19 protein-coding genes are annotated in these 24,518 nt (G+C 62.4%); 6 read left to right on the forward strand and 13 right to left on the reverse strand.

Going from position 1 to position 24,518, the window contains the following annotated elements; all coding sequences use genetic code 11:
• The first annotated feature begins 93 nt into the window (after positions 1–93).
• Both HNO86_RS14430 and HNO86_RS14435 read left to right on the forward strand, forming a co-directional pair.
• Positions 94–714 carry a response regulator transcription factor gene (locus tag HNO86_RS14430; protein ID WP_175377615.1) on the forward strand — a complete coding sequence of 207 codons (621 nt, stop codon included), beginning with the start codon at positions 94–96 and terminating at the stop codon, positions 712–714.
• The gene (locus HNO86_RS14435; protein WP_175377616.1) at positions 715–3,939 is read left to right on the forward strand and encodes a transporter substrate-binding domain-containing protein; all 3,225 of its coding nucleotides are present in this window, start codon (positions 715–717) and stop codon (positions 3,937–3,939) included.
• Here HNO86_RS14435 and dkgB read toward each other — a convergent pair.
• Both dkgB and HNO86_RS14445 read right to left on the reverse strand, forming a co-directional pair.
• On the reverse strand, positions 3,936–4,739 hold the full coding sequence (gene dkgB, locus HNO86_RS14440; protein ID WP_175377617.1) for a 2,5-didehydrogluconate reductase DkgB: 804 nt from the start codon (positions 4,737–4,739) through the stop codon (positions 3,936–3,938). The genes HNO86_RS14435 and dkgB overlap by 4 nt on opposite strands.
• Before the next feature lie 192 nt (positions 4,740–4,931).
• The gene (locus HNO86_RS14445) at positions 4,932–5,471 is read right to left on the reverse strand and encodes a PaaI family thioesterase (protein ID WP_175377618.1); all 540 of its coding nucleotides are present in this window, start codon (positions 5,469–5,471) and stop codon (positions 4,932–4,934) included.
• Positions 5,472–5,808: 337 nt separating this feature from the next.
• Between HNO86_RS14445 and HNO86_RS14450 the strand changes: the two genes are divergently transcribed.
• A complete protein-coding gene (locus HNO86_RS14450; RefSeq protein WP_175377619.1) occupies positions 5,809–6,675 on the forward strand; it encodes a pirin family protein in 867 nt (288 codons plus the stop codon).
• Positions 6,676–6,822: 147 nt separating this feature from the next.
• Positions 6,823–8,265: a mechanosensitive ion channel family protein gene (locus HNO86_RS14455; protein ID WP_175377620.1), complete on the forward strand. Its 1,443-nt coding sequence runs from the start codon at positions 6,823–6,825 to the stop codon at positions 8,263–8,265.
• A gap of 53 nt (positions 8,266–8,318) precedes the next feature.
• On the opposite strand, the gene HNO86_RS14460 is transcribed toward HNO86_RS14455, so the two are convergent.
• The 3 genes from HNO86_RS14460 to HNO86_RS14470 are packed head-to-tail and all read right to left on the reverse strand — an operon-like array spanning position 8,319 to position 12,189.
• The gene (locus HNO86_RS14460) at positions 8,319–10,691 is read right to left on the reverse strand and encodes a TonB-dependent receptor (protein ID WP_175377621.1); all 2,373 of its coding nucleotides are present in this window, start codon (positions 10,689–10,691) and stop codon (positions 8,319–8,321) included.
• A gap of 15 nt (positions 10,692–10,706) precedes the next feature.
• Positions 10,707–11,666: a FecR domain-containing protein gene (locus HNO86_RS14465; protein WP_175377622.1), complete on the reverse strand. Its 960-nt coding sequence runs from the start codon at positions 11,664–11,666 to the stop codon at positions 10,707–10,709.
• Between the two features lie 16 nt (positions 11,667–11,682).
• Entirely contained in the window at positions 11,683–12,189 is a 507-nt protein-coding gene (locus tag HNO86_RS14470) for a sigma-70 family RNA polymerase sigma factor (RefSeq protein WP_175377623.1), read from the reverse strand.
• A gap of 402 nt (positions 12,190–12,591) precedes the next feature.
• Between HNO86_RS14470 and HNO86_RS14475 the strand changes: the two genes are divergently transcribed.
• Complete coding sequence (locus HNO86_RS14475; protein WP_175377624.1) at positions 12,592–13,032, forward strand: carboxymuconolactone decarboxylase family protein; 441 nt, start codon at positions 12,592–12,594, stop codon at positions 13,030–13,032.
• 56 nt (positions 13,033–13,088) lie between these two features.
• On the opposite strand, the gene HNO86_RS14480 is transcribed toward HNO86_RS14475, so the two are convergent.
• The 4 genes from HNO86_RS14480 to HNO86_RS14495 form a co-directional block, all read right to left on the reverse strand.
• Positions 13,089–14,681, reverse strand: a complete 1,593-nt coding sequence (locus HNO86_RS14480) for a DHA2 family efflux MFS transporter permease subunit (RefSeq protein WP_175377625.1) — start codon at positions 14,679–14,681, stop codon at positions 13,089–13,091.
• Complete coding sequence (locus HNO86_RS14485) at positions 14,678–15,799, reverse strand: HlyD family secretion protein (RefSeq protein ID WP_175377626.1); 1,122 nt, start codon at positions 15,797–15,799, stop codon at positions 14,678–14,680. Before HNO86_RS14485 ends, HNO86_RS14480 begins: the two co-directional genes overlap by 4 nt.
• Positions 15,800–16,003: 204 nt before the next feature.
• On the reverse strand, positions 16,004–16,939 hold the full coding sequence (locus HNO86_RS14490) for a choline ABC transporter substrate-binding protein (protein WP_175377627.1): 936 nt from the start codon (positions 16,937–16,939) through the stop codon (positions 16,004–16,006).
• Positions 16,940–17,045: 106 nt separating this feature from the next.
• Entirely contained in the window at positions 17,046–18,527 is a 1,482-nt protein-coding gene (locus HNO86_RS14495) for an aldehyde dehydrogenase family protein (RefSeq protein WP_175377628.1), read from the reverse strand.
• Between the two features lie 201 nt (positions 18,528–18,728).
• On the opposite strand from HNO86_RS14495, the gene HNO86_RS14500 reads away from it, so the two are divergent.
• Complete coding sequence (locus HNO86_RS14500; RefSeq protein WP_175377629.1) at positions 18,729–19,457, forward strand: class II aldolase and adducin N-terminal domain-containing protein; 729 nt, start codon at positions 18,729–18,731, stop codon at positions 19,455–19,457.
• Between the two features lie 194 nt (positions 19,458–19,651).
• On the opposite strand, the gene HNO86_RS14505 is transcribed toward HNO86_RS14500, so the two are convergent.
• The 4 genes from HNO86_RS14505 to HNO86_RS14520 all read right to left on the reverse strand — a co-directional run bounded on the left by HNO86_RS14505 (position 19,652) and on the right by HNO86_RS14520 (position 24,313).
• Positions 19,652–20,716 carry a GlxA family transcriptional regulator gene (locus HNO86_RS14505; RefSeq protein ID WP_175377630.1) on the reverse strand — a complete coding sequence of 355 codons (1,065 nt, stop codon included), beginning with the start codon at positions 20,714–20,716 and terminating at the stop codon, positions 19,652–19,654.
• 9 nt (positions 20,717–20,725) lie between these two features.
• Positions 20,726–22,387, reverse strand: coding sequence for a choline dehydrogenase (locus tag HNO86_RS14510; RefSeq protein WP_175377631.1), 1,662 nt, complete (start codon positions 22,385–22,387; stop codon positions 20,726–20,728).
• Between the two features lie 160 nt (positions 22,388–22,547).
• Positions 22,548–23,717 (reverse strand): aromatic ring-hydroxylating dioxygenase subunit alpha, encoded by a 1,170-nt coding sequence (locus tag HNO86_RS14515; protein ID WP_175377632.1) that lies wholly within the window; start codon positions 23,715–23,717, stop codon positions 22,548–22,550.
• Positions 23,718–23,938: 221 nt separating this feature from the next.
• A complete protein-coding gene (locus tag HNO86_RS14520; RefSeq protein ID WP_175377633.1) occupies positions 23,939–24,313 on the reverse strand; it encodes a DUF6124 family protein in 375 nt (124 codons plus the stop codon).
• Between the last annotated feature and the right edge of the window lie 205 nt (positions 24,314–24,518).

Raw genomic sequence — 24,518 nt, forward strand, 5'->3', positions numbered from 1 at the left:
CCCGGCGCACTGATCCGTGCAAAAGTCTATGCGCAGCCGCTGCGTCTAATCCGGGCATTGCCCACTCGTCGTGTTTTTGCTCAGGGAGTTGCCATGAGAAAAGGGCTCGTTGTGGACGATCATCCGGTGATTCTCGGCGCCGTCAAAATCGTACTCAAGCAGGAGGGATTCCAGCGTATTCATGAAGCCCACAGTGGCAACGAAGTACTGCCGATGATCCGGGAGCACAAACCCGACATTGTGATACTGGATCTGAACATCCCATACCTTGACGGATTGGAAGTGCTGACGCGGATCAAAGCGGGCGACATGGGCTGTCGCGTGGTGGTCTTCACCTCCCAGGAGCCGTTGTTCTATCAGGATCGATGCATGCGGGCCGGCGCGTCGGCCTACGTCCCCAAGACCAATAATCTGGAACATCTGCAAAAAGCCGTCCGTGCGGTGATGGGCGGCTACACCTATTTCACCCAGCTGCCGACGAGTCAGGTGACTACACTGCAGCGCAGTGAAAAAGAAATGATCGATCAGCTGTCGGACCGCGAGCTGACCATCTTCCAGCATCTGGCCCGGGGTATCAGCAACAAGGAAATCGCCGCCGTCCTGCATCTGAGCCACAAGACCGTCAGCACCTACAAAACCCGCTTGATCGAAAAGCTCAACGTGGATTCGTCAGTCCATCTGCGCGATCTCGCTTTGCGCAATCATCTGATCTGAATGAACGCTCTTCGACACTTGCGTTGCCTGATCCTGCTGCTGCCCATTCTTTATCTATGGACATTGAACGCCAGCGCACAGCCACAAACCTTGAATTTGCTGGGACGTTCGAGCGTGGACGGTTACAGCGTCAGGCTGCCTGCGGGCGACTGGCGCTGGCTGCAGCAAAAGGGCCGCCTGACCCTGGCCGTCTCCGCCCCGGACTACCCACCGTTCGACATCACTGCCACCGGCAACACCCTGGAAGGGATAACCGCCGATTACATCGGCCTGCTCCAGCAACTGTTGCGCATCGAAATCGACATTCAACGCTATGCCTCGCGAGAAGAAGCCGTCCGCGCGCTCAAGCAGGGCGACGTGGACCTGCTGGGCACGGCCAACAGCTATGAAACCCAGGACCCGCAACTGCAGACGTCCAGCGCCTACGCGGTGGACCAGCCGGTGCTGGTGACCCGCACCGATTCCTCCTGGTTGCCGGACCCGGCGCTGGCCGGCAAGCGCCTGGCGATGCTCTACCACTACCTGCCCGAACGGAACGTGCAGCAGTTCTATTCCCAGGCTCAGGTCCAGCTGTTTCCCTCGACCCTGGCGGCGGTGGGGGCGGTGGCGTTCGGTCAGGCCGATGTCTACCTGGGCGATGCGATCAGCGCCCACTACCTGATCCGCAAAAACTACCTCAACAACGTGCAACTGGCCGACTTTTCGCTCATGGAGTCGGGGCGTTTCGCCTTTGCCATGAGCGGCGACAACAACCAGCTGCTGCGCATCGTCAACCAGGCGTTGGCGGTGATTCCGGCCAATGAGCAGATGAACATCCTGCGGCGCTGGGGCGCGAGCGATGTGTCGATGCCCGGCACGCAATCGCTGCAATTGAGCGTGGCTGAGCAACGCTGGCTCGATCAGCACCCGCGGGTACGGGTGGCGATCAACGAAAACATTGCGCCGATCACCTTCATCGACGGCGATGGCAAATTTCGCGGCATTGGCGTCGATGTGCTGGCGAAAATCAGCCTGCGCACCGGCCTGCAATTCGACATCCGCGCCATGCCGTCGGTGGCCGAGATGGTCAAGGCGATCAAGAGCGGCGAGATCGACGTACTGGCCGGGATCGGCCTGAGTTCGCAGCGTGAGGAAGACCTGCTGTTTACTCGCGCCTTTCTGACCAGCCCTTCGGTGCTGGTGACCCGCGTGGCGCCGGACAGCCCCAAGGTCCTCGATCAGATGGTCGGAAAAACCCTGGCCCTGACCCAGGGCAATATCGCCGGGGAATTCGTGCGCCAACACTTCCCGCTGATCCGCTGCATGGATGCGCCGCTGTCGGCCGATGCCATGGAGCTGGTCGCCCAGGGCAAGGCCGACGCCAGCATCAACTCGCTGATCAGCGCCCGTTACCTGATTTCCCGGCAGTACCGCGATCGCCTGCAAGTGAGCAGCACCGTGGGTACCGACCCGGCCCGCAGCACCCTGGCCACCAGTCGCCAGGCGACCGAGCTGCACTCGATCCTCGACAAGGCGCTGTTGAGCATCCCTCCCGAAGAAATCGAAGAATTGACCCTGCCCTGGCGCAACGACCTGATGGTGGAGCAGAGCTACTGGCTGCGTCATCGGCAGACCATTTTCCAGGGCTTCGTCGCCGCCGGTGTCCTGCTGACACTGGCCCTGAGCGCGATGGCCTGGCAGCGTCGGCAGATCCGCCAGCGCCAGCAATGGCTGCGGCAATTGCAGGAATCCAAGGACGCCGCCGACGATGCCAACCGGGCCAAGACCACTTTTCTGGCGACCATGAGCCACGAGATCCGCACGCCGATGAACGCGCTGATCGGCATGCTGGAACTGGCGCTCAAGCGAGCCGACGAGGGCGTCACCGACCGCGCGGCCATCGAGGTGGCGTCCAATGCCGGACAGCAATTGCTCGGCCTGATCGGCGACATTCTCGACATTGCGCGGATCGAATCCGGGCATCTGTCGCTGGCGCCGGAGCGGGCCAATCTGCAGGCGCTGGTGCTGTCGGTGTGCCGGGTCTTCGAGGGACTGGCCCGGCAGAAGAACCTGCAATGGCGGGTCGAGGTGGGCGAGCACAGCGACTGCGACGTGCTGATCGACCCCACACGCTTCAAGCAGATTCTCTCCAACCTGCTGAACAATGCGATCAAGTTCACCGAGCAGGGCGACATCAGCCTGAAATTGCAGGTAACGCCCGCGCCGCTGGATCGGGTCGCGGTCAGCCTGTGCATCGAGGACAGCGGCATCGGCATCAGCGCCTTTGACCAGCAACGGCTGTTCAGCCCCTTCGTGCAGGCCGGCAACAACCCGCAGTCGAGCCGACAGGGCTCGGGGCTTGGCCTGGCGATCAGCCGTACCCTGTGCGACATGATGGGTGGTTCGCTCAAGCTCGACAGCGCGCTGGGGCGCGGGACGCGGGTGCAGATCGACTTGAATCTGGTGGCGCTGCCGGCGGTTGCCGGTGTCGAGCCGACGACAGATGAATCGCCAGTAAAACCCCGTCAGTTGAAGATTCTGGTGGTCGACGATTACCCGGCCAATCGCCTGTTGATGTCACGCCAGCTGGGTTACCTGGGGCATCAGGTCGAGGTCGCGGAGGATGGGCAGCAGGGCTTCGAGTTGTGGCGCGAACAGACCTTCGACCTGCTCATCACCGACTGCAACATGCCGGTGGTCAGCGGCTACGAGCTGGCGACGGCGATCCGCAAGGAGGAAGGCTTTGACGGTAAGCGGCCGACGATGATTCTGGGCTTCACTGCCAACGCGCAGCCCGAGGATAAAAAGCGTTGTCTTGACGCGGGGATGGACGATTGCCTGTTCAAGCCGATTCGCCTGGTCGACCTGAGCGCCTGGCTGGCGTCGAAATTCCCGGGGGAGGCGAGCGAGCTGCCGGCTAACGCGGAGTTTGATCTGAGCGGGCTTCGTCACTTCACCGGGGCCGACGATGAGCTCATCACCCAGCTGTTACACGATCTGGCGGTGACCAATCGCGAGGACCGTGAACGCTTGCTGCAGGTTCACGCCAGTGGCGATCTTCACGACCTGAAGGACCTGGCGCACCGGATCAAGGGCGGGGCGCAGATGGTTCAGGCGCAGAATCTGGTGGACTGTTGCGAGCGGCTGGAGCAGGCCTGCCGTGAAGGTGAGGCCGCACTGATCGACGCGGCCGTCGATCAGTTGCAGCAGGCCATGACCCGTCTGGATCACAGCCTTGCCGGTTAATCCCAGAGTGGCGCCAGGCCTTCCGGGCTGGTCAGGCGATGACCGCGGTCGAGGCCGGCGATCAGCGCCATGTCGGCTTCGCTCAGCTTCAGCTCGCAGGCCTTGAGGTTGCCGGCCAGGTTGGCGCGCTTGGTCGAAGACGGAATCACCGCATAACCCGACTGCATGGCCCAGGCCAGAGTCACCTGGGCCGGGGTGGCTTGCAGGCGATCGGCGATCTGCGCGATGACCGGGTCCTTGAGCACTTCGCCGTAGGCCAGGGTCATGTACGAGGTGATGTGGATGCCCTGGCTCTGCGCGAACTCGACCACCTTGCGATTTTGCAGGTACGGATGCAGTTCGATCTGGTTGGTGGCGATGTTCTCGGCACCGACGGCGGCGATGGCCTGTTTCATCAGGTCGACAGTGAAGTTCGAGACACCGATCTGCCGGGTCAGACCCAGGCGCTTGGCTTCGAGCAGGGCGCCCATGAATTCGGCGACCGGCACCTGGTCTTCCGGCGACGGCCAGTGGATCAGGGTCAGGTCCAGGTAATCGGTGCGCAGTTTTTGCAGGCTTTCCTTCAGGCTCTCGATCAGGCGGCCGCCTGCGAAGTTGGCGACCCAGATCTTGCTGGTGATGAACAGCTCTTCGCGGGGGATGCCGCTGGCGGCGATGGCCTCGCCGACCTCGGCTTCATTCTCGTAGATCTGCGCGGTGTCGACGGTGCGGTAGCCCAGCTCCAGGCCGGTGCGGACCGAATCGATCACCACCTGGCCCTGCAAGCGGAAAGTACCCAGGCCGAAGGCGGGAATAGACATTGATGACTCCAGTGGTTGCAGTGGGAATGGGCGGCAGTATCCGCATCTGCATCCGTGAGAAAAACCGCTGGAGCGGCAAAGCAATGTTTACCGCAAGGCAAAGATCAAGATCAAAAGATCGCAGCCTTCGGCAGCTCCTACGGGGGACGCGTTCCAAATGCAGGAGCTGCCGAAGGCTGCGATCTTTTTGGCTTACCCCCGAGGCTCAAGAATCATGCAAGTGGTCGTCCCGGTCGCATACAACCGCCCATCCACATCATAAATCCGCCCCTCGGCCAACGCCGTCGAACGCCCCAGATGCACGATCTTGCCCTCGGCCCGCACCGGTCCGCTGGCGCTGTTCAGGGCCCGCACATAACTGATGCGCAGATCCAGCGTGGTGTAGCCCTGGCCCTTTTTCAGCAGGGTGTGAATCGCGCAACCCATGCACGAATCCAGCAGGGTCGCGGCATAACCGCCATGCACGGTGCCCAACGGGTTGTAGTGCCGCGAGTCCGGCGTGCCCTGAAAAATGAACAAGCCTTCGGACCATTCGATCGGGATGAAATCCATCAACGTGCCGATCGGCGGCGAGGGCAGTTCACCGTTACCGATGCCATTGAAAAACTCAGTGGGGGTCAGCTGGCTGACTTCGGCCAGCGACAGACTGCCAGGCCCGGCGAGGCGGGCGCGCATGGCCTCTTCCTGGGCGATCCATTGGGCGAGCGTGGTGTCGCGGTTGGGGCTTTGCATGTTCAGTGGCCTCGCGTGTGTGAAGATATTACGAAGATAATGTCGCTCGATATTATGCGCGAAATAAAACTCCCGCCACCCCACGGTTCCCTGTAGCAGCTGGCGAAGCCTGCGTCCGGCTGCGAAGCAGGCGCAAAATCAGGCGCTGCGGTGAATCAGGTAAATCCGGTGCACAGGTTTTACGACTGCTGCGCAGCCGGACGCAGGCTTCGCCAGCTGCTACAAAGGGTCCGCCGTTCCATTGGTGGGACAATCAAGCCGATTTTCACCGGCTAGTGCGTAATTAGTCCCGGTTATAAGCTGTGTTCATGGTTTCACTCATTTTTCAGGAGACCCCATGAAGAACATCATCGGTATCTACACCAGCCCCCGCGGACATTGGGTCGGCGACGGTTTTCCGGTTCGCACGCTGTTTTCCTATGACCAGATGGGCCAGCACATCAGCCCGTTCCTGCTGCTCGATCACGCAGGGCCCGCGCAATTCTCGCCGACCACCGAGCGTCGGGGGGTGGGCCAGCACCCGCACCGTGGTTTCGAAACCGTGACCATCGTTTATGAAGGTGAACTGGAACACCGGGACTCCACCGGCAGCGGTGGCAAGATCGGCCCGGGCGACGTGCAATGGATGACTGCCGCTTCGGGGATTCTCCATGAAGAGTTTCACTCCGAAGGTTTCGCCAGGAGCGGCGGCACCCTGGAAATGGTCCAGCTGTGGGTCAACCTGCCAGCGAAGGACAAAATGGCCGATCCCGGTTACCAGACCCTTCTCGATGGCGATATCCCGAGCATCGCGCTCAAGGACAATGCCGGCAGCCTGCGCCTGATCGCCGGTGAGTTCGACGGTCACAAAGGCGCGGCGCGCACCTTTACGCCGGTGGACGTCTGGGACATGCGCTTGAACGCCGGCAAGTTGCTCAATCTGGATCTGCACGAAGGCCGCAATACCGCGCTGGTGGTCCTGCGCGGTACGGTGCAGATCAATGGTCTGGAGTCGGCCAGTCAGGGGCAGTTGGCATTGTTCGAGCGCAAGGGCGACCGATTGACGCTTGAAGCCAGCGAAGACGCGGTGGTGCTGTTGCTCAGTGGCGAGCCGATCGACGAACCCATCGTCGGCCATGGTCCGTTCGTGATGAACACCGAGCAGGAAATCCACCAGGCCTTCGCCGACTTCCAGTCCGGCCGCTTCGGTCGAATGCAGGCCTGATCCTCCAGCGCACCACATCCCCTATGGGAGCGGGCTTGTGCTCCCGCATTTATTTGTGTTGTCAGCCGGTTTCAGCCAAATCAATTGCTCCTACACTGTGCCCAATCTGTGAGATCTTTTGCCATCGTCCTGTGCTGGAGCTGTTTGATGCTGTCGTTGCTCGTCGACCACCCCCTGATCTGCGCACTGATCCTCATCCTGATCGATCTGGTGTTGTGGCGCTTTATAGGTGTCAATCATCACAACTGGAAATTGCTGGCCAGGCTGGTGATTTTCTCGTTGTTCAGCGTGCTGCTGTTCAACGAGGGCATGAACCCGCTGGAGCCGGCACCCTGGGCGGACAACGTGCCGTTGCATCTGGCGGCCACGGGGTTGCAGATCGGCTGGTGGCTGTTTGCAGCGCGCACACTGACGGTAATGATCGGTGCGGTGATGATGCAACGGGTGGGGCATACCGGGCGATTGCTGCAGGATTTGCTGGGTGCGGTGATTTTCCTGGTGGCGGTGATCGCGGCTCTGGCTTATGTACTCAACCTGCCGGTCAAGGGCGTGCTGGCGACCTCCGGCGCCCTGGCGATCATCGTCGGTCTGGCGCTGCAAAGTACCCTCAGCGACGTGTTTTCCGGGATTGTCCTCAATACCACCAAGCCCTATCAGATCGATGACTGGATCGCCATCGACAATACAGAGGGTCGGGTCATCGACATCGACTGGCGCGCCACGCGGCTGCAGACGTCCCAGGGCAGCATGATCGTGATCCCCAACTCCCTGGCGGCCAAGGCCAAGATCACCAACTTCAGCCGGCCCAGCGACATGTTCGGCCTGTCGGTCAGTTTGCAGGTCAGCCCTCATGTGCGGCCACAGACCGTGATCGACGCGCTGGAGCGGGCGATGCAGGGTTGCCGCATTCTATTGAGTCAGCCGGGGCCGAAAGTGGCGCTCAAAAGCTCGACTCCCAATGGTGTTGAATACGAGATCAGCGGTTTTGTCGCCGCGATGAGTGAAAAGCGCACGGTGCGTAACCAGCTGTTCGATCTGGCCTACCGACACCTGCGGGCGGCCGGGGTGAACCTGCTGTCGAGCGTGGAAACCAGCCCCGCCAGCGACCTGTCACGGCAACGGGCACTGATCGACAGTTCGCCGATCTTCTCCACCTTGCGCCAGGAAGAAAAGGAAACCTTCAGCCAGAACATGACCCAGCAGGACTTCCGCGCCGGGGAAACGATTTTGGCGGCGGGGGAGGTGAGCGATCATCTGTTCATCGTCGAGTCCGGGGTGGTCACGGTCTCGCTGAACGTCAACGGTACAGTGATGGAAACCGGGCGCATGGGGCCGGGAGAAGTCATCGGCGAAGCCGGCATCCTGACCGATAGCGCGCTGCCGGCCGAGTTCGCGGCGAAAACTGCCTGCACGCTGTTCCGTATCGAAAAAGGCTATCTGCTGCCTTGTCTGGCCGCCCGTCATGACATCAATGATGCGATGAAGACGTTGTTGGATTTCCGTTTGAACAAGGTCCAGCAGATGAGCCATCAGGCGCCGGTGGTGGAGCGCAAGAAAGGGTTTTTCCAGTGGCTGCTCAAGCGGGCGTGATGCACATCCTGTAGGAGCGAGCATGCTCGCTCCTACAGGGGGCGGGGTGAAGATCAGAAATCCACTGTTGCCGACACCTTCAATGTCCGCGGCGTACCCTGGGTCAAATACCCACCATTGGCCGAAGCCCAATACGCCTCATTCGCCACATTCTCCAGATTCGCCCGCAACGTAACCTCCCGCTCATCAATCCTGAACCCATACCGCGCCCCCAGATCGAACCGGTTCCATGCCGGAATGCTCTGGGTGTTGGCCGCATTCAGATACTGCCCGCCGGTGCGCAACATCCGCGCGCTGAGCGCCGCGCCTTCGATCCCCGGCACATCCCAATCCGCCCCGAGGTTGAACTGAAATCGCGGCACGCCAACCGCACGGTTGCCGTCATTGATGCCATTGGCACTGCCCTCGATCTCCGTCTTCATGAAGGTCGCCCCGCTGAGCAGACGCAGGCCATCGAGGGGTTCGCCGTACAGGTTCAATTCCACGCCTTTGTTCAACTGCCGGCCATCGACGCGAAACACGCCATCCTGGGTGTAGCTCGACGGCTGCTCGATGCGATACGCCCCAAGACTCGCGCCATAGCTGCCCATGTCCAGGCGCACGCCGACTTCGACCTGCTTGCTGCGCACCGGGGCGAAGGTCTCGTCGCGGTTCAGTGATGTGGTCGGGGGCGTCGGGCCTTTGGCCAGGCCTTCGATGCGGTTGGCGTAGAACGACAGGTGGTCCCAGGGCTTGACCACCAGGCCGAACACCGGCGTGGTGATCGACGCGTCATGGCTGGACGTCCGGGCGCCGGTGGTGGTGCTCCAGCCATCGACCTTCAACGACTGGCGACGCGCACCCAACGTCAGCAAAACCCGGTCGTCGACAAAACCGAGGGTGTCGGCAATGGCGACGCTGCGCAGCTGATTCTTGCCGACGATCCGAGGGTCATGAATGTCGCTGCCGAACGATGTAGCCGCCGGCCGCGGCTGCTGGCCGGCGTCATACAGGTTGGTGCTGTAGCGCCCGGCGCTGCCGATGGTTTCGAAGGCCGAACGCTGTTCACCCCAGATGCCGGCCACTCCGACGTTCAGTTGATGGCTGATCGCGCCGGTTTGCAGACGACCATTGAGGCCCGCCATCAGGCTGCGATTGTCTTCGTCGTGGGGCGGATACAGCATGCCGCCCAGCGCGCTGCCGTCCAGATCGGTGACGGTCAGCGATGAATACACGCCGTTTTCCCGGGTGTGCTTGGCGCCGCCCGCGACGTAGCCGGTCCAGTTGTCGCTCAGGTCATACTCGGCGCGGGCCATGCCGAAAGTGTCCTCCAGCTGTGAGTAACTCCAGCTCTGCGCATAACCTTTGTTGGCATCCGGCGCCTTGGGCACCTTGTTCAGGGACGAGTCGACGTAGACCACGGCGCGGCCTTGATTGATCACCTGCTTCTGATAACCCAGATCCGCCGAAAGACGCAGGCGCTCAGCGCGATAATCCAGGCCCAAACTGACCAGCGAAGTGCGCTGGTCCTCGTCGTCGACAGCGGTATCGCCCTCGCGCTGCAACAGGTTGAGCCGCGCGCCGAAACGGTTGTCCTCACCGAAGCGCTGGCCCAGGTCCAGGTGCCCGCCGGTGCGTGAGTCGCTGCTGTAATCCAGGCTGATACGCCTGGTTGGCGTGTCGCCGGCGCGTTTGGGTTGCACATTGACTGCGCCACCGATGCCGCTGCCGCTGGGTGTCACTCCGTTGATGAAGGCGCTCGGGCCCTTGAACAACTCGACTCGCTCCATGGCCTCGGTGGCGATGATCTGGCGCGGCAGCACGCCATACAGGCCACCCCAGGAAATGTCATCGGTGGCCAGTGGCAATCCGCGAATGATGAACACCTGAGAGAAATTGCCGAACCCGGCGGACTGGCGCACCGACGCGTCATTGAGCAGCACGTCGCCAACGGTTCGCGCTTGCTGGTCGGCGATGGTTTTGGCGGTGTAGCTGGTGACGCTGAAGGGCAGGTCGTTCACGGCCTGCTGGCCGAGCAGGCCGATTTGCGCGTCACGGGCCACTTGCCCGCCGCCATAGGTGTCGGCGGCATTGGCCAGGGCGTTGACGTTGGTTTCCTCCAGTTCCAGGGCGGTCGGGGCTTTGAGGGTGTAGCCGGTATCGCCGGTGCTGACCAGCGCAAACCCGCTGCCTTCCAGCAATTGCGCGAAGCCACTTTGCGCGCTGTAGGCCCCGTTCAGCCCGGGGCTCTGGCGATTGCCCAGCAACGCCGGATCGAACGACAGCGGCACGCCCATGCTCACCGCAAACTGCGCCAGCACCTGGCTCAGCAAACCGGGAGCGATGACGATGTTGCGGCTGGTGGCGAGGCTTTCGACCGCCTGACCGTGCAGCGGCAACAACGCCGCGCAAGCCAGGACAATGCGCAGGAAAGAGGAACTGAACATCACAGACTGACCGCGTCAGACCCTCGGTTCGACCGACAGCCAGTAGCGGGTCATGCGGCTGATGTTCAACGGCAGAGTATCGCTGAGCAGGCGCAGGCTGGCGTCGGTGTCGCGCAGGGAAAACGCCCCGGAGACCCGCAGCCCTGCGACATCCGGATGGCAGCGCAGCACGCCCGGTCGATAACGGCTCAGTTCGCCGAGCAACTGGTCCAGGCGCATGTTGTTGGCCAGCAGCATGCCTTTGTCCCAGGCCACGGCTGCGGCGTCGAAGGTTTCGGCGGCATCGAAGCGGCTCTGGGTGAAGCTCTGGCGCTGGCCGGCGTTGAGGGTCGAACTCTGCTGAAGCAATTGCGGGGTGATCACCGCCTGGCCTTCGAGAACGGACACGTGGCTGCGAGCGCCTTCGGTGCGCACGCAGAAACGAGTGTCCACGGCGCGGGCGATGCCCTGGGGCGTTTCGACGATGAAGGGGCGGGCGCTGAGGTCTTGCGCGGTGCGGATCAGCACCTCGCCATCGAGCAGCCGGACACGTCGTTCGGTGGCATTAAAGGCAATGTTCACCGCGCTGTCGGTGTTGAGCAGCAGCTGGCTGCCATCGGGCAATTGCAGGTTTTTCTGCTCGCCCACGGCGGTGCGCTGATCGGCGGTCCATTGCTCCCACGGCAGATGCTGCGAAGCAAAGCCCAGGGGACCGGCCATTAGCAGCAGGCCCAGGCGGGTGAGGGTCTGGCGACGAGTGAGGCCGTCCTTGCGCGCAGCCCGTTGCAAAGTCTGGATCGCGAGGTTGGCCGGCACGCTGCGAAACTCACCCAGCAACACTTCGGCCCGCTGCCAGGCCTGGGCGTGTTCCAGGCTGCGACTGCGCCATTGGGCGATGGCCTGATGGTCGGCGGCGGTGGCGGTGCCGGAGTGCAGTTGCACGAGCCAGTCGGCGGCTTCACCGAGAATCTGCGGGTTGATCATCGACGAATTCATCAGGCGACGCTCTTCATCAGGCGACACTCAGGCAGGCAATGAACGCCGCGCGCATATGGCGCTTTACGGTGATCAGCGAGACATTCAGGCGGATGGCGATCTGCGCGTAGGTCAGGCCTTCGATCTGCGACAGCAAAAAGGTATCGCGGGTCGCCTTGGGCAACTCCCGCAACAGCGCTTCGATGCGCCACAGGGTTTCGAGGATCAGCAGGCGGGTTTCCGGCGACGGCACTTCGGCCACCGGCAGGTGAGCGATGGTTTCCAGATAGGCGCGCTCGATGTCCTGGCGGCGCCAGCGGTCGATCACCAGCCCTTTGGCAATGTGCGTCAGCAGCGCCCGGGGTTCGCTGCCCAGCGGTTTGACCACCTGGCGGGTCAGCAGGCGAAGGAAGGTATCGTGGGCCAGGTCGGCCGCATCGCAGCGGTTACCCAGTTTGCGGTGCAACCAACCCTGCAGCCACCCGTGGTGTTCGCTGTAGAGGTTATGGACTTGCTGGTTCAGAGGCTGATCGGCGGACGACATGGCGGGCAGATACTCGACTCGTGCATCCTGCGTGAGTGTAATTAAGAATTGATCGCATTCTAGTGGCCATCAGTGATTGCTTGCAATTCTCATTTGGAACTTTCTTTCAAACGCCATCCCTGTAGCCACTGGCGAAGCCTGCGTCCGGCTGCGAAGCCGTCGTGAAATCAGTGCACGCGGAGTGTCAGACGTAACGAGCAAGCAGGTTTTACGACTGCTGCGCAGCCGGACGCAGCCTCGCAAGCTCGACAGCTGCTACAGGGCCGGACGCAGGCTACGCCAGCTGTTACATAAGCGCGGTTGTGTGAGTGGCCTACTCGTCTTCCCGAAGATTGGATATTTGTGCAAGCCGCCAGCGGGTCTAACGTATCCACACACCCACTTATTCACCGGAGCACGTAAATGCAACCGCGCATCGATTTCTACACCGCTTCCCCTGACGCCCTCAAAGCCATGATTGCCCTGGAAACCGCCGTCTCCAAGCTGCCGCTGGAGAAGAGCCTGATCGAACTGGTCAAGCTGCGCGCCTCGCAAATCAACGGCTGCGCCTTCTGCATCGACCTGCACACCACCGACGCCCTCAAGGCCGGCGAAACTACTCGTCGCCTGTTCGCCGTCAGCGCCTGGCGTGAAGCCCCGTTCTTCACCGACCGCGAACGCGCGGCACTGCTGTGGACCGAATCACTGACCCAACTCAGCCTGACCAAAGCCCCGGACGAGGACTATGAAGTGGTCAAGGCCCAGTTCTCGGACAAGGAAATGGTCGACCTGAGCGTGGCCATCAGCACCATCAACAGCTGGAACCGCCTGGCTGTCGGTTTCCGCAAGACCCCGCAGGCCTGATTTTCATCCCCGCACCCTGATCGTTCCCACGCGCCTGCGTGGGAACGATCAATCCATCAATGCGCATCCGCGCTCGGCGCCGTCGGCGGTTGCACCTTGCGCATCAAGGGCACCATCGCCGTGGCGACGATGAAGCAGGCCATGATCATCAGGAACGCGTCGCCGTAGGTTTGCGTCTGCGCCTCGCGAAAGGTCAGTTGCCATAGCTGATGCAGGCTGGCGGTGACGCCGGCGTCGCCGCTCTGGCCCAGGGTGGCGAAGTTGTTGCCGACCTGGGACAGCCACTGGTTGAGGGCCTCGTTGCTGCTGTTGAGGTTTTCCGCCAGGCGGGTGAAGTGCAGGTTGGTGCGGTCGTTGAGGATTGTCGCGCAGGCGGCGATGCCGATGGCGCCGCCCAGGTTGCGCATCAGGTTGAACAAGCCCGAGGCATGTTTGAGCCGCGCCGGCGCCAGCCCGCCCAGGGTCAGGGTCACGGTGGGCGGCACCGCCAGTTGCTGGGCAATGCCGCGCAAGGCTTGCGGCAGCAGCAACTCATTGGCCCCCCAGTCATGGGTGATCGGGCTGAAATCCCACATCGACAGGGCGAACAGGCCAAGGCCGGTCATCATGATCCAGCGCAGGTCGAGGCGGTTGGCCAGAAAGGCGTACAGCGGAATCGCCATCAGCTGGAACACGCCGGTGGAGAAAATCGCCAGACCAATGTCCAGCGCCCCATAGCCACGCACCCGGCCGAGAAACAGCGGCGTCAGGTAAATCGTCGCGAACAGGCCGATGCCGGTGACGAACGAGAAGAAACAGCCGAGGGCGAAGTTGCGGTCTTTCAGGGCGCGCAGGTCGACGATCGGGTTGGCCACGTAAAGGGTCCGGCCGATGAAGGCAAGGCCTGCCAGGCCGCTGATCCACGCGGTGGTCAGAATCGTGCTGTCGCTGAACCAGTTCCAGCGCGGGCCTTCTTCGAGGGTGTATTCCAGGCAGCCGAGGAAAAGCGCCAGAAACACCATGCTCAGGTAGTCGGCGCCTTTGAGCAGCGACAGTTCCGGCTGGTCGATTTTCACCAGCATCGGCACCGCCACTGCGACGAAAATACCCGGCACCAGGTTGATGTAGAACAGCCAGTGCCAGGACGAAATGTCGGTGATCCAGCCACCGATGACCGGCCCCAGGGTCGGAGCCAGCGAGGCCACCGCGCCGATGGTCGCGGCGGCGATCACCCGTTGCTTGCCGCTGAAAAACACGAACGCCGTGGTGAACACCATCGGGATCATCGAGCCGCCGAGAAAACCCTGCAGGGCGCGGAAGGCGATCATGCTCTGGATGTTCCAGGCCAGGCCGCAGAGCAGGCTGGTCAGGGTGAAGCCCACCGCCGATGCGCAGAACAGCCAACGGGTGGAAAACACCCGCGAGAGCCAGCCGGACAGCGGGATCACGATGATTTCGGCAATCAGGTAGCTGGTCTGTACCCAGGCGGTTTCGTCGGTGCCGGCGGACAGTCCACCGCCGATGTCACGCAATGAAGCCGAGACGATCTGGATATCCAGCAGCGCAATGAACATGCCGATGCACAGGGTGGCGAAGGCGAAGACCTTGGTCGCCGTGGCCATGCTCGCGGCATCGAACGGTTGCGCCGGGGCGGCGAGGGCGCGGCTCATGGCGCGCTGGCCACGGCAGGCGCATCCGGCGCTTTACGGGTGTCCACTTCAGCGGTGACCGACAGGCCGGGACGCAGGTGACCGAGCACGCTGTCGGCCGGGTCCAGGTGAATGCGCACCGGCACCCGCTGGACGATCTTGGTGAAGTTGCCGGTGGCGTTTTCCGGTGGCAACACGCTGAACTGCGAGCCGCTGGCCGGCGCCAGGCTGTCGAGGTGACCGTGGAATTCCTGGCCCGAGAGCACGTCGGCGTGAATCACCACCCGCTGCCCCGGCACCATGCGCGCCAGCTGGTCTTCCTTGAAGTTGGCATCGACCCACAGGCCGCTGCTTGGCACCACTGACAACTGTTGCGAACCGGCCTGGGCGTAGGCGCCGACCCGTGCGCGACGGTTGCCGATCACGCCGTCAATCGGGGCGCGCAGTTCGGTGTAGCCGACGTTCAACTGCGCCAGATCGCGCTCGGCGCGGGCCTGAATCAACGCGGCGCGGGCCTGTTGTTTCTGTGTGGCGATCACGTTCAGTTGGCGTTGCGCCGCCACAAGTTCCGCCTGGGCGCGGGCGCTTAATGCTGAAGCCGTCTTGAACGTGGCGTTGGCCCGTTGCGCGCTTTCCACCGATACCGCATTGGTGCTGACCAGTTTCTTGTAGCGCGCATCGTCATCCCGGGAGCGGGCGGTTTCCGCACCGGCGGCATCGATGCCGGCGCGGGCCTGACCGATCACCGCCTGTTGCAGCTGTTCGGTGGCGTCGAGGTTGGCGAGCAGGGCCTCCTCGGCGGCCACCGCGCCTTCGGCCTTGGCCAGGTTGGCGCGGTAGTCACGGGAGTCGAGGCGAATCAGCACATCGCCGGCCTTGACCTGCTGGTTGTCGGTCACCAGCACTTCTTCGATGTAGCCGGCGACCTTCGGCCCGATCACCGTCACGTCGCCGCCGATGTAGGCGTCGTCGGTTTCCTCGATGAAACGGCCAGCGGTCCACCAATGGGCGCCATACACACCGGCCAGCACCAGGGCAGCGATGCCGGCGGTCGGCAGGAGCAGGCGTTTGAGCAGGGGAGGCTTGGGAGTGGTCACGGGAACGGCCAGGTCGGGCTCAACAGAGGGCATGCTGGTCATGGGGATTTCCTGTGGGAAATGGAAAATACATTACGCATATAATATTACGTATGTAATATTTTGTGGCAATTGAAATTGGATGCCGGTCGTCAGGTGATCCTCGGTTGATTGAAATGACGCCTTCGCGGGCAAGCCTCGTTCCTACAACCTGTAGGAGCGAGGCTTGCCCGCGAAGGCGTATGTGAAAACGACAAAATGCCTGGGTTATTGACTGGCCAACCGCGTGCTCACCATCGCCAGCCCATCCTTGCCATCGCGGGTGTTAACGCCAGAAAGCCAGGCCTCCAGCACCGCAGGATTAGCCTTGAGCCACGCCTTGGCCGCGGCCCGTGGTTTCTGGTTCTGGTTCAGCACCGCGTCCATCAGCTGGTTCTCCATGGCCAAACTGAATTCCATGTTCTGCAACAGCTTGCCGACGTTGCTGCATTCCTGCAGATAGCCCTTGCGCACGTTGGTGTAGACCGTGGCCTGGCCGTAGTTGGGGCCGAAGTAGTCGTCGCCTCCGCTGAGGTACTTCATCTTGTTGCGGGTGTTCATCGGATGCGGTTCCCAGGCCAGGAACACCATCCAGCCGTTCTTGCGCGTGGTGCGCTTGAGTTGCGAGAGCATCGCCGCTTCGCTGGACTCGACGATCTTGAAGTCCTTCAGGCCGAAGGCGTCCTTGTCGATCATGGTCTGGATCAGCCGGTTGCCGTCGTTGCCAGGCTCGATGCCGTAGAGCTGGCCGTTGAGTTTGTCCTTGAATTTGGCGATGTCGGCGAAATCGTGCAGCCCGGCGTCGTAGACGTAGTCGGGCACTGCCAGGGTGTATTTGGCGCCATGCAGGTTGGCGCGCACGGTTTCCACGGTGCCGGCGTCGCGGTAGGGTTTGATGTCGTTTTCGGTGGTGGGCATCCAGTTGCCGAGGAACACGTCCAGTTCCTTGCCCGACGACAGCGCGCGGTAGGTCACCGGGATCGACAGCAAGGTGGTCTTGGTTTTGTAGCCCAGCGATTCCAGCACTTCGCTGGCGATGGCGGTGGTGACGGTGATGTCGGTCCAGCCGACGTCGGAGAAGCGCACCGTGGCGCAGGATTGCGGCTCGGTGGCGTGGGTGAGCAACGGGATACTGAGGGATGCAAGCAAGAGCAAGGCTTTCATGGGTCGACTCCTCAAGGTAAACGTCGGCAGCGGTTTTGGGGTGTCACGGTCTTGTTGTTATGGGTCATGCAAAAGAATCAATGGCTCGCCACAGATTGAGTGCTTGTTATTTGGCAGGCTCCTCTAGTCCAAACCAGTTCAGCGCCGCAGGTTCAGTGTTGAGGTAGATGTGCTTGAGTTCGGTGAACTCATCGAGCCCGGCCCGGGACAGTTCGCGGCCGATGCCGCTGGATTTGTAGCCGCCCCACGGCGCCTGGGGGAAAGCGGCGTTGTAGTCATTGATCCACAAGGTCCCGACCCGCAACCGCCGGGCCATGCGATGGGCCTTGCCGATGTCTTTGGTCCACACCCCAGCTGCCAGACCGAAGGGTGTGTCATTGGCCAGTCGCAGCGCCTCGGCCTCATCACCGAAGCGCTCGACGGTGATCACCGGCCCGAAGATTTCCTCTTGGGCAATGCGCATGTCGGCAGTGACGTTGCCCAGCAAAGTCGGCGCCAGCCAGAACCCGCGATCGAACTGCTCGGGGATCGTCCCACCCGCTAGCAATGTCGCGCCCTGTTCCACAGCCCCGGCAATCATGGTCAGGACCTGATCGCGATGACCGGCAGAGATCACCGGCCCCATCTGCGTCGACTGATCCAGCCCATTGCCCAGGCGAATCTTCAGGACTCGCTGCTGCAAGGCCTCGACGAAGCGGTCATGCAGGCTGTCCTCGACCAACAACCGCGAGCCCGCCGAGCAGATTTGCCCGGCATTGAAAAACACCGCGTTCAGCGCCTGATCCAGCGCCACTTCGAAATCGGCATCGGCAAACACGATGTTCGGATTCTTCCCGCCCAGTTCCAGGGCCACGCGCTTGAAGTTGCCGCTGGCGGCGCGCATCACCTTGCCGCCAGCCACGGCGCCGCCGGTCAGCGACACCAGGTCCACCTCATGGCTGGCGGCGAGCGCTTCGCCGACATCCCCCTCGCCGCACAACAGATTGAACACCCCGTCGGGCAACCCGGCCTGCGCCAGCAGGGTGGTCAGGCGATGGGCCGTCATCGGCGTCAGGCTGCTGGGCTTGAACACCACGGTATTGCCGGCGGCCAGGGCCGGGGCGATTTTCCATGCCGCCTGCAGCAGCGGGTAATTCCACGGCGCGATCAAGGCGCACACGCCCACCGGTTCGCGCTGGTTGAAACTGATCGCATGGGCCGGGGCGTGGCTGTTGACGCTGGCGCTTTCGCTTTCCAGCACGGCGGCGTAGTAGCGCAAGGTCGCCACCACATTGCCGATATCCCCCAGGCTTTCGCCCAGGGTCTTGCCGGCGTTGAGGGTTTCCAGGCGCGCCAGGTGTTCGGCGTCCTGTTCGATCAGCCCGGCGATTTTCTGCAGCAGTTGCGCGCGCTCGGTCACCGGCATTGTCGGCCAGGGACCCTCATCGAACGCCCGCCGCGCGGCGCTGATCGCCAGTTGCGCGTCACCGGGATCGGCGACGGCCACCTGGGCCAGCACTTCTTCGGTGGCGGGGTTGATCACATCGCGGTACTGCGGCACCTGCGGCGCTTGCCAATTCCCCGCGATGAACAAACGAATCTGCAGCATGGGCGTCTCCCGCCAAGTGGTCGTGGCCGTCACTATGGCGGGGCGCAAGGGGTGGCTCTTGATCAAACGCGGCATAAGCGCGCCGTTTTCTCACGGCCAGGGCGCTGCGAAATAGCGGCAGTCTGTGTCGCTTCCCGTCAAGCGCGCGCGAGGCGTCTCTCTACACTGCCAGGCATCCGATCAACCTCTGTGGAGCACGGGATGAGTCAATCTGTGGAGCAACTGAGAATCCGCCTGGCCTGCGCGTTTCGCTGGGCCGCGCGGTTGAACCTGCACGAGTCCATCGCCAATCACTTCAGCGTGGCGGTCTCGGGGGATGGCCGCGAGTTCCTGATCAACCCCTATGGCAGGCACTTCTCGCGGATCAGGGCCAGCGACCTGTTGCTGGTCAACGCCGACGACCCCGCCAGCCTCGACCGTCCGGACGCCCCGGACATCACCGCCTGGGCCTTGCACAGCGCCTTGCACCGCAATCAGCCCCACGCCCGCTGCATCCTGCACACCCATTCGAAATACGCGACGGCCCTGGCGTGTCTGGCGGATTCGCGCCTGCCGCCGATCGAGCAGAACTGCATGCGCTTTTTCGAGCGGGTGGTGATCGATGAAGGCTTCGACGGCATGGGTCTTGGAGACGAGGCCGAGCGGGTCAGCCGCCTGCTGGGGGACAAGCCGATCCTGCTGATGGGCAGTCACGGCGTGCTGGTGGCGGCACCGAGTATCGCCCAGGCGTTCGATGACCTGTATTACTTCGAGCGCGCGTGCGAGACCTACATCACCGCGCTCTCCACTGGCCGCGAATTGCGCATCGCCAGCGACGCCATCGCCCGCAAGACCTGCCGGCAATGGCTCGACTATCCGGGCTTTGCCGACAAGCATTTCAATGCGCTGCTGGGGATTCTCGACGAAGAAGAACCCAACTACCGCCATTGACGCCGTTCACTGACCCCTGTAGCAGCTGGCGCAGCGTCCGGCTGCGAAACAGTCGTAAAACCTGCTCGCTCGGTATGCCTGACACACCGCGTGCACTGATTTCACGACTGCTGCGAAGCCGGACGCAGCCTCGCAAGCTCGACAGCTGCTACAGGGCCGGACGCAGGCTTCGACAGGTGTTACATAAATGCGGGTTATTCGGCGCTGGTGGGGCGTTGCTCCTTGCGCAATGGCTGGCGCATCACCGGGGCGGTCCAGACCTGACTGCGGTCTTCGCTGGGTGGGCAGCCGAAGCGGGCGCGGTAGGTGCGGGAGAAGTGTTCCAGCGAGCCGAAGCCTGAACAGGCCGCGACCTGGGCCACGCTCAGGCGGGTCTGTTGCAGCAGGCTGTGGGCCCGGGCCAGGCGCAGGGTGAGGTAATACTTGAGCGGCGACAGGCCGGTCTGGTGCTTGAACTGGCGCTCCAGCTGGCGCCGCGACAGCCCGACCTGCCCGGCAATCGCCTCGCAATCGAGCGGTTCTTCCAGCGCCTGTTCCATCAACTGCACCGCCCGACGAATCTTGTTGCCGTACAGCCCGGTGTTGGTCAGGCCGCCGTCGAGCTGGTTGTCCGCCGGCGCGCGAACTTGGCCCATCAACATATGCATGCCGATCTCCCGGGCCAGTTCGCTGTCGATGCTCTGGCCGATCCAGCCCAGCAGCATGTCCAGGGTGGTGGTCGCGCCGGCGCAGGTCAGGCGCTGGCGTTCCAGGGTGTAGAGCTGCGGCTTGGCGTTGACCCGTGGATAACTTTCCTGAAAACCCTGCAGGTTGTCCCAGTGCACGGCGGCTTCGTAGCCATCGAGCACACCGGCGGCCGCCAGCAGCTCGGTGCCGGTTTCCACGCCCATCAACACCGCGCCGAACAGCGCCTGCTTGCGCAGCCAGCTCTTGAGCGCCAGGTTGCGGCTGTGTTTGTGCACATCGAAACTGGCGATCACCAGACAGGCATCGAACCCCTGATCGGCCTTCAAACCGTCATTGGCGACGGTGATCAGGCCGTTGCTGGCCTGCACCGGCTCGCCGTCCAGCGACAGCAGCGACCACTGGAACAGCTGGCGCTGGGTCAACCAGTTGGCGATGGCCAGCGGTTCCAGCACCGCGGCCAGGCCGAAGTTGGAAAACGACGGCAACAGCAACACCGCCACGCGCAGCGGCGCGACATCGTCGCGCCGCCAGGTGAATCGGCTTTCTGTATTACTGCACGACTGATTGCTCATGACTGATCTCTATCGTTGCCGTGTCCGCCATTGCGGGTGAGTCCAGACCGCTGCCTGGCTGCCCGGCAGCGGTGGCCTGCCACGAATCATATCGCTGGCCTTTTCCGCGATCATCACCGTTGGCGCATTGGTGTTGCCGCTGACAATCACCGGCATGATCGAGGCGTCCACCACCCGCAGGCTGTCCAGGCCGTGCACGCGCAATTGCGCATCGACCACCGCTTCGACATCGCCCGCCGGGCCCATTTTGCAGGTGCCGCTGGCATGGTAGCCGGTTTCCGTCACTTGCCTGGCCCAGGCATCCAGCGCTTCGTCACTTTGCGCCTGGGCACCGGGCACCAGTTCTTCGCCGCGGAACGCGGCCATGGCCGGTTGCCCGATGATCTCGCGCACCAACCGGGCACCGGCGCGCATGTCGGCTCGATCCTGCTCGGTTTTCAGGTAATTGAACAGGATGCGCGGCGGTTGCCTCGGGTCAGCGCTGCTCAGCGTGACGCTGCCCAGGCTGGTGGGGCGCATCAGGTCGATGTGGATCTGGAACGCGTGATCGGGCACCAGATCGACGCTGCCGGGTTTCACCGCCAGTGGCATGAAGGTCAGTTGCAGGTCCGGATGTTCGACCCCGGCCCGGGAACGGATGAACGCTCCGGCTTCAAAATGGTTGCTCGCCGCCGGGCCGTCGTGGGTGGCGAACCAGCGGGCGCCGATCCACCATTTGCCCGGCGCAGTGGTCCAGGGGTAGAGCGATACCGGCTTTTTGCACAGGTACTGCACCACGGTGTCGGGGTGATCGTTGAGGCGCCGGCCTACGCCGGGCAGATCCTGTTTGACCGTGATCCCCAGGTCGCGCAATTCCGCTGCCGGACCCACTCCCGAGAGCAACAGCAATTGCGGCGAATTGATCGCCCCGGCGGTCAGCAGCACTTCGCGTCGGGCAAAGGCCTGATGAGTTTCGCCGCTCTGTTCGTACTCGATGCCGATGGCGCGCGCGCCGTCGAACAGGATGCGCAACGCCAGCGCATCGGTGTTGACCTGCACGTTGCCGCGGCCCAGGGCTTCGCTCAGATAACCTCGCGAGGTGCTCCAGCGCCGGCCGTTGCGGGTGGTGCGATCCACCGGGCCGAAGGCCTCCTGGCGATAACCGTTGAGGTCGTCGCTCAGGCCATAGCCGGCCTCGGCGCCGGCCTTGAGGAACGCCGCGCACAAGGGTGTTTGCACATCGCCTGGGGTGACGTGCAGATGCCCGGCGGCGCCACGGTAGTCGTCTTCTCCGTCGGCGTGGGTCTGGGCCCGCTTGAAGTACGGCAGCACGTCCTGATAACCCCAGCCGGTGCAGCCCTGTTCGGCCCAGGCGTCATAGTCCCGGGCGTGGCCACGGATGTAGACCATGCCGTTGATCGACGATGAACCGCCCAGGGTCCGGCCGCGCGGCGTGCCGATGCGGCGGCCGTCCAGATAGGGTTCGGGCTCCGAGCTGTAGCTCCAGTTGTAACGCGTGCCACCGACCACCAGTCCCACTGCGGACGGCATGTCGATGGTCCAGCTCTTGTCCGCAGGCCCGGCTTCGAGCAACAGGATTTGCGTGGCCGGGTCCTCGCCGAGGCGATTGGCCAACACACAGCCAGCGGACCCTGCGCCCACGATCAGGTAATCAAACTCATGGTTGGCCATGGTTCGTTTTGCTCCATAAATGAAGAAACGGATCTTTTACTGACAACTCGGAACCCTGTGGGAGCGGGCTTGCCCGCGATAGCGGTGTATCAGACAAAACAATGTCGACTGACACGCCCTCATCGCGGGCAAGCCCGCTCCCACAGGTACGGCGGCGCGGTCAGATCGAAGACTCGCCATGAATCCCGTTGAACACCAACCGATGAAAGTGATGCACCAGATGCTCGCTTTCATTGCTGCGCTGCGCATCGATCATGTACCGCCCCTGGTCATACCCCAGCGAGCGCAGGCCTTTCTGCACCGAAATGTTCAGGGCGATGTCTTCCGGGCCCAGGTCCTCGTTCATCCACTTCATGCATTGCTCGCTGACCTTGGCGGTCTCGGCATTGCTGGAGTAGTAGCCGAAGCGCAGCAGCGAGCGCTCGGCGTCCAGCGGAATCATGATGAACGAGCCCAGGAACTCCGAGAACGGGAAGGTGTAGAAGGTGTTGTTCGGCCACATGCCGATGTTGAAGAAGCACTCGTCCGGGTTCAGGTCCTTGCGCAGTGGCACGCCGTAGGCTTCGGTCACCGAGAGGTTGGCCGGGGCGATGTAGGTCCACCAGTTGTCGCGTTTGGTCAACTGGTAGCCTTTGAAGTCGATCAGCTTGGCCAGGTCGATATGGCAGGGGCCGGACAGCTTGAAGTGATAGCCCTCGATGGAGTTGTCCATGATCACCTTCCAGTTGGCCGGCACGATCACGTCCTGCTCCTCGATCAGGCGCATGTTGGCCAGGTCCGGAAACACCCGGCGCATTTCCTCGTCGGCACCGGGGAACAGATCGCGCAACGACGGGGCTTTCGGGTCGAGGTTGAAGTAGATGAAGCCGCCCATTTCCTCGGTGCGGATCTTCGGGATGTTGAACTGCTGCAGCTCGAAGTTTTTCATCTTCTCGCAGCGCGGCGCACTGCGCAGGCTGCCGTCCATTTCGTAGCACCAGGAGTGATAGGCGCAACGCACCACGCCGCCGGTGGTGCCGCGCCGCTCTTCGAGCAGGCGATTGCCGCGATGCTGGCAGACGTTATGGAACGCGTGGATCTGCCCCTGCCGGTTTTTCGCCACTACCACGCTCTGGTCGAACAGATCCGTCACCACGTACTGCCCCGGCTCGGCAAACTCACTGACGTGCCCGGCCACATGCCAGGCATGCATGAAAATGTTGTCGCGCTCGGCCTTGAACAGGGTCTCGTCGTAGAAGTAGCGCGAGGGCAGGGTGAAGGCTTCTTCCGGATCCTGATGGTCCCAGCCGTCGATCGAGCTGTGAGCCTTGAGGGTATTGTTATTTTGCATGGGACGATCTCCTCGGTGCCTGGTGCCGCACGGTACGGCTTGCTGTTGTGGGTCCTAATCTAGGGGGCGGGGAGGAGGGTGGATTGATGGAAAGCGACCAGTTGCGGGGTGAAAAGATCAAGGGACATTGGTGCGAAAAGATCGCGGCCTGCGCCAGTTCCTGCATGTGGAGTGGCGCTGCCTGAGGCTGCGATCTTTTGATCCTGAAATCTGTTGCGCGGCTATGCCTTCGACAGACCAGTTGGCGGGTCGATGTTATCCAGCGCTCGATTGACCAGTAGCTCGCCCAAAACCGCCAGTTGCTGAATCGCCAGCATGACATTGCGGCGCGAACCTTCCAGCTCGCACGCCAGGTCCGTGGCCATGACATTCAGGGAGGCGAGGGTTTCACAGGCGTGGCAAAGCAAGGACTCGGTGTCGATGTCTGGAATGATGGTGAAGACATGGCTGACCGGGTCCGGGCGGTTCGGGTTGCGCAGGCGCGCGCTGACGAGAGGCTCGGTGATGTCGGAGCGCTTGGTTGTATCGGTTGTATCGGTTGTTTCGCTGGCGGAAGGATCGGGGGATTTTTGGGTGTTTGAGGTGGTCTTTTTCATGTCAGTGCTCCTTGCACAGTTGAGATGTGCCAGTTCCTACCATCAATCAGGATGGATGGGTGGCAGTGAGTAAGTTGGCTGGCCGGCAATTTATTACCAGAAGATTCAAGATATTTAATCAAAAAAATGAACATCTATGTAATTAAATGATTCATGTTTTTTTAGTTGTATTTGTCTGTCGGATATTTCTTTAGTGAACGTTTTG

The sequence above is a fragment of the Pseudomonas sp. C1C7 genome (assembly GCF_013359595.1).
In the GTDB taxonomy this organism is placed as follows: Bacteria; Pseudomonadota; Gammaproteobacteria; order Pseudomonadales; family Pseudomonadaceae; genus Aquipseudomonas.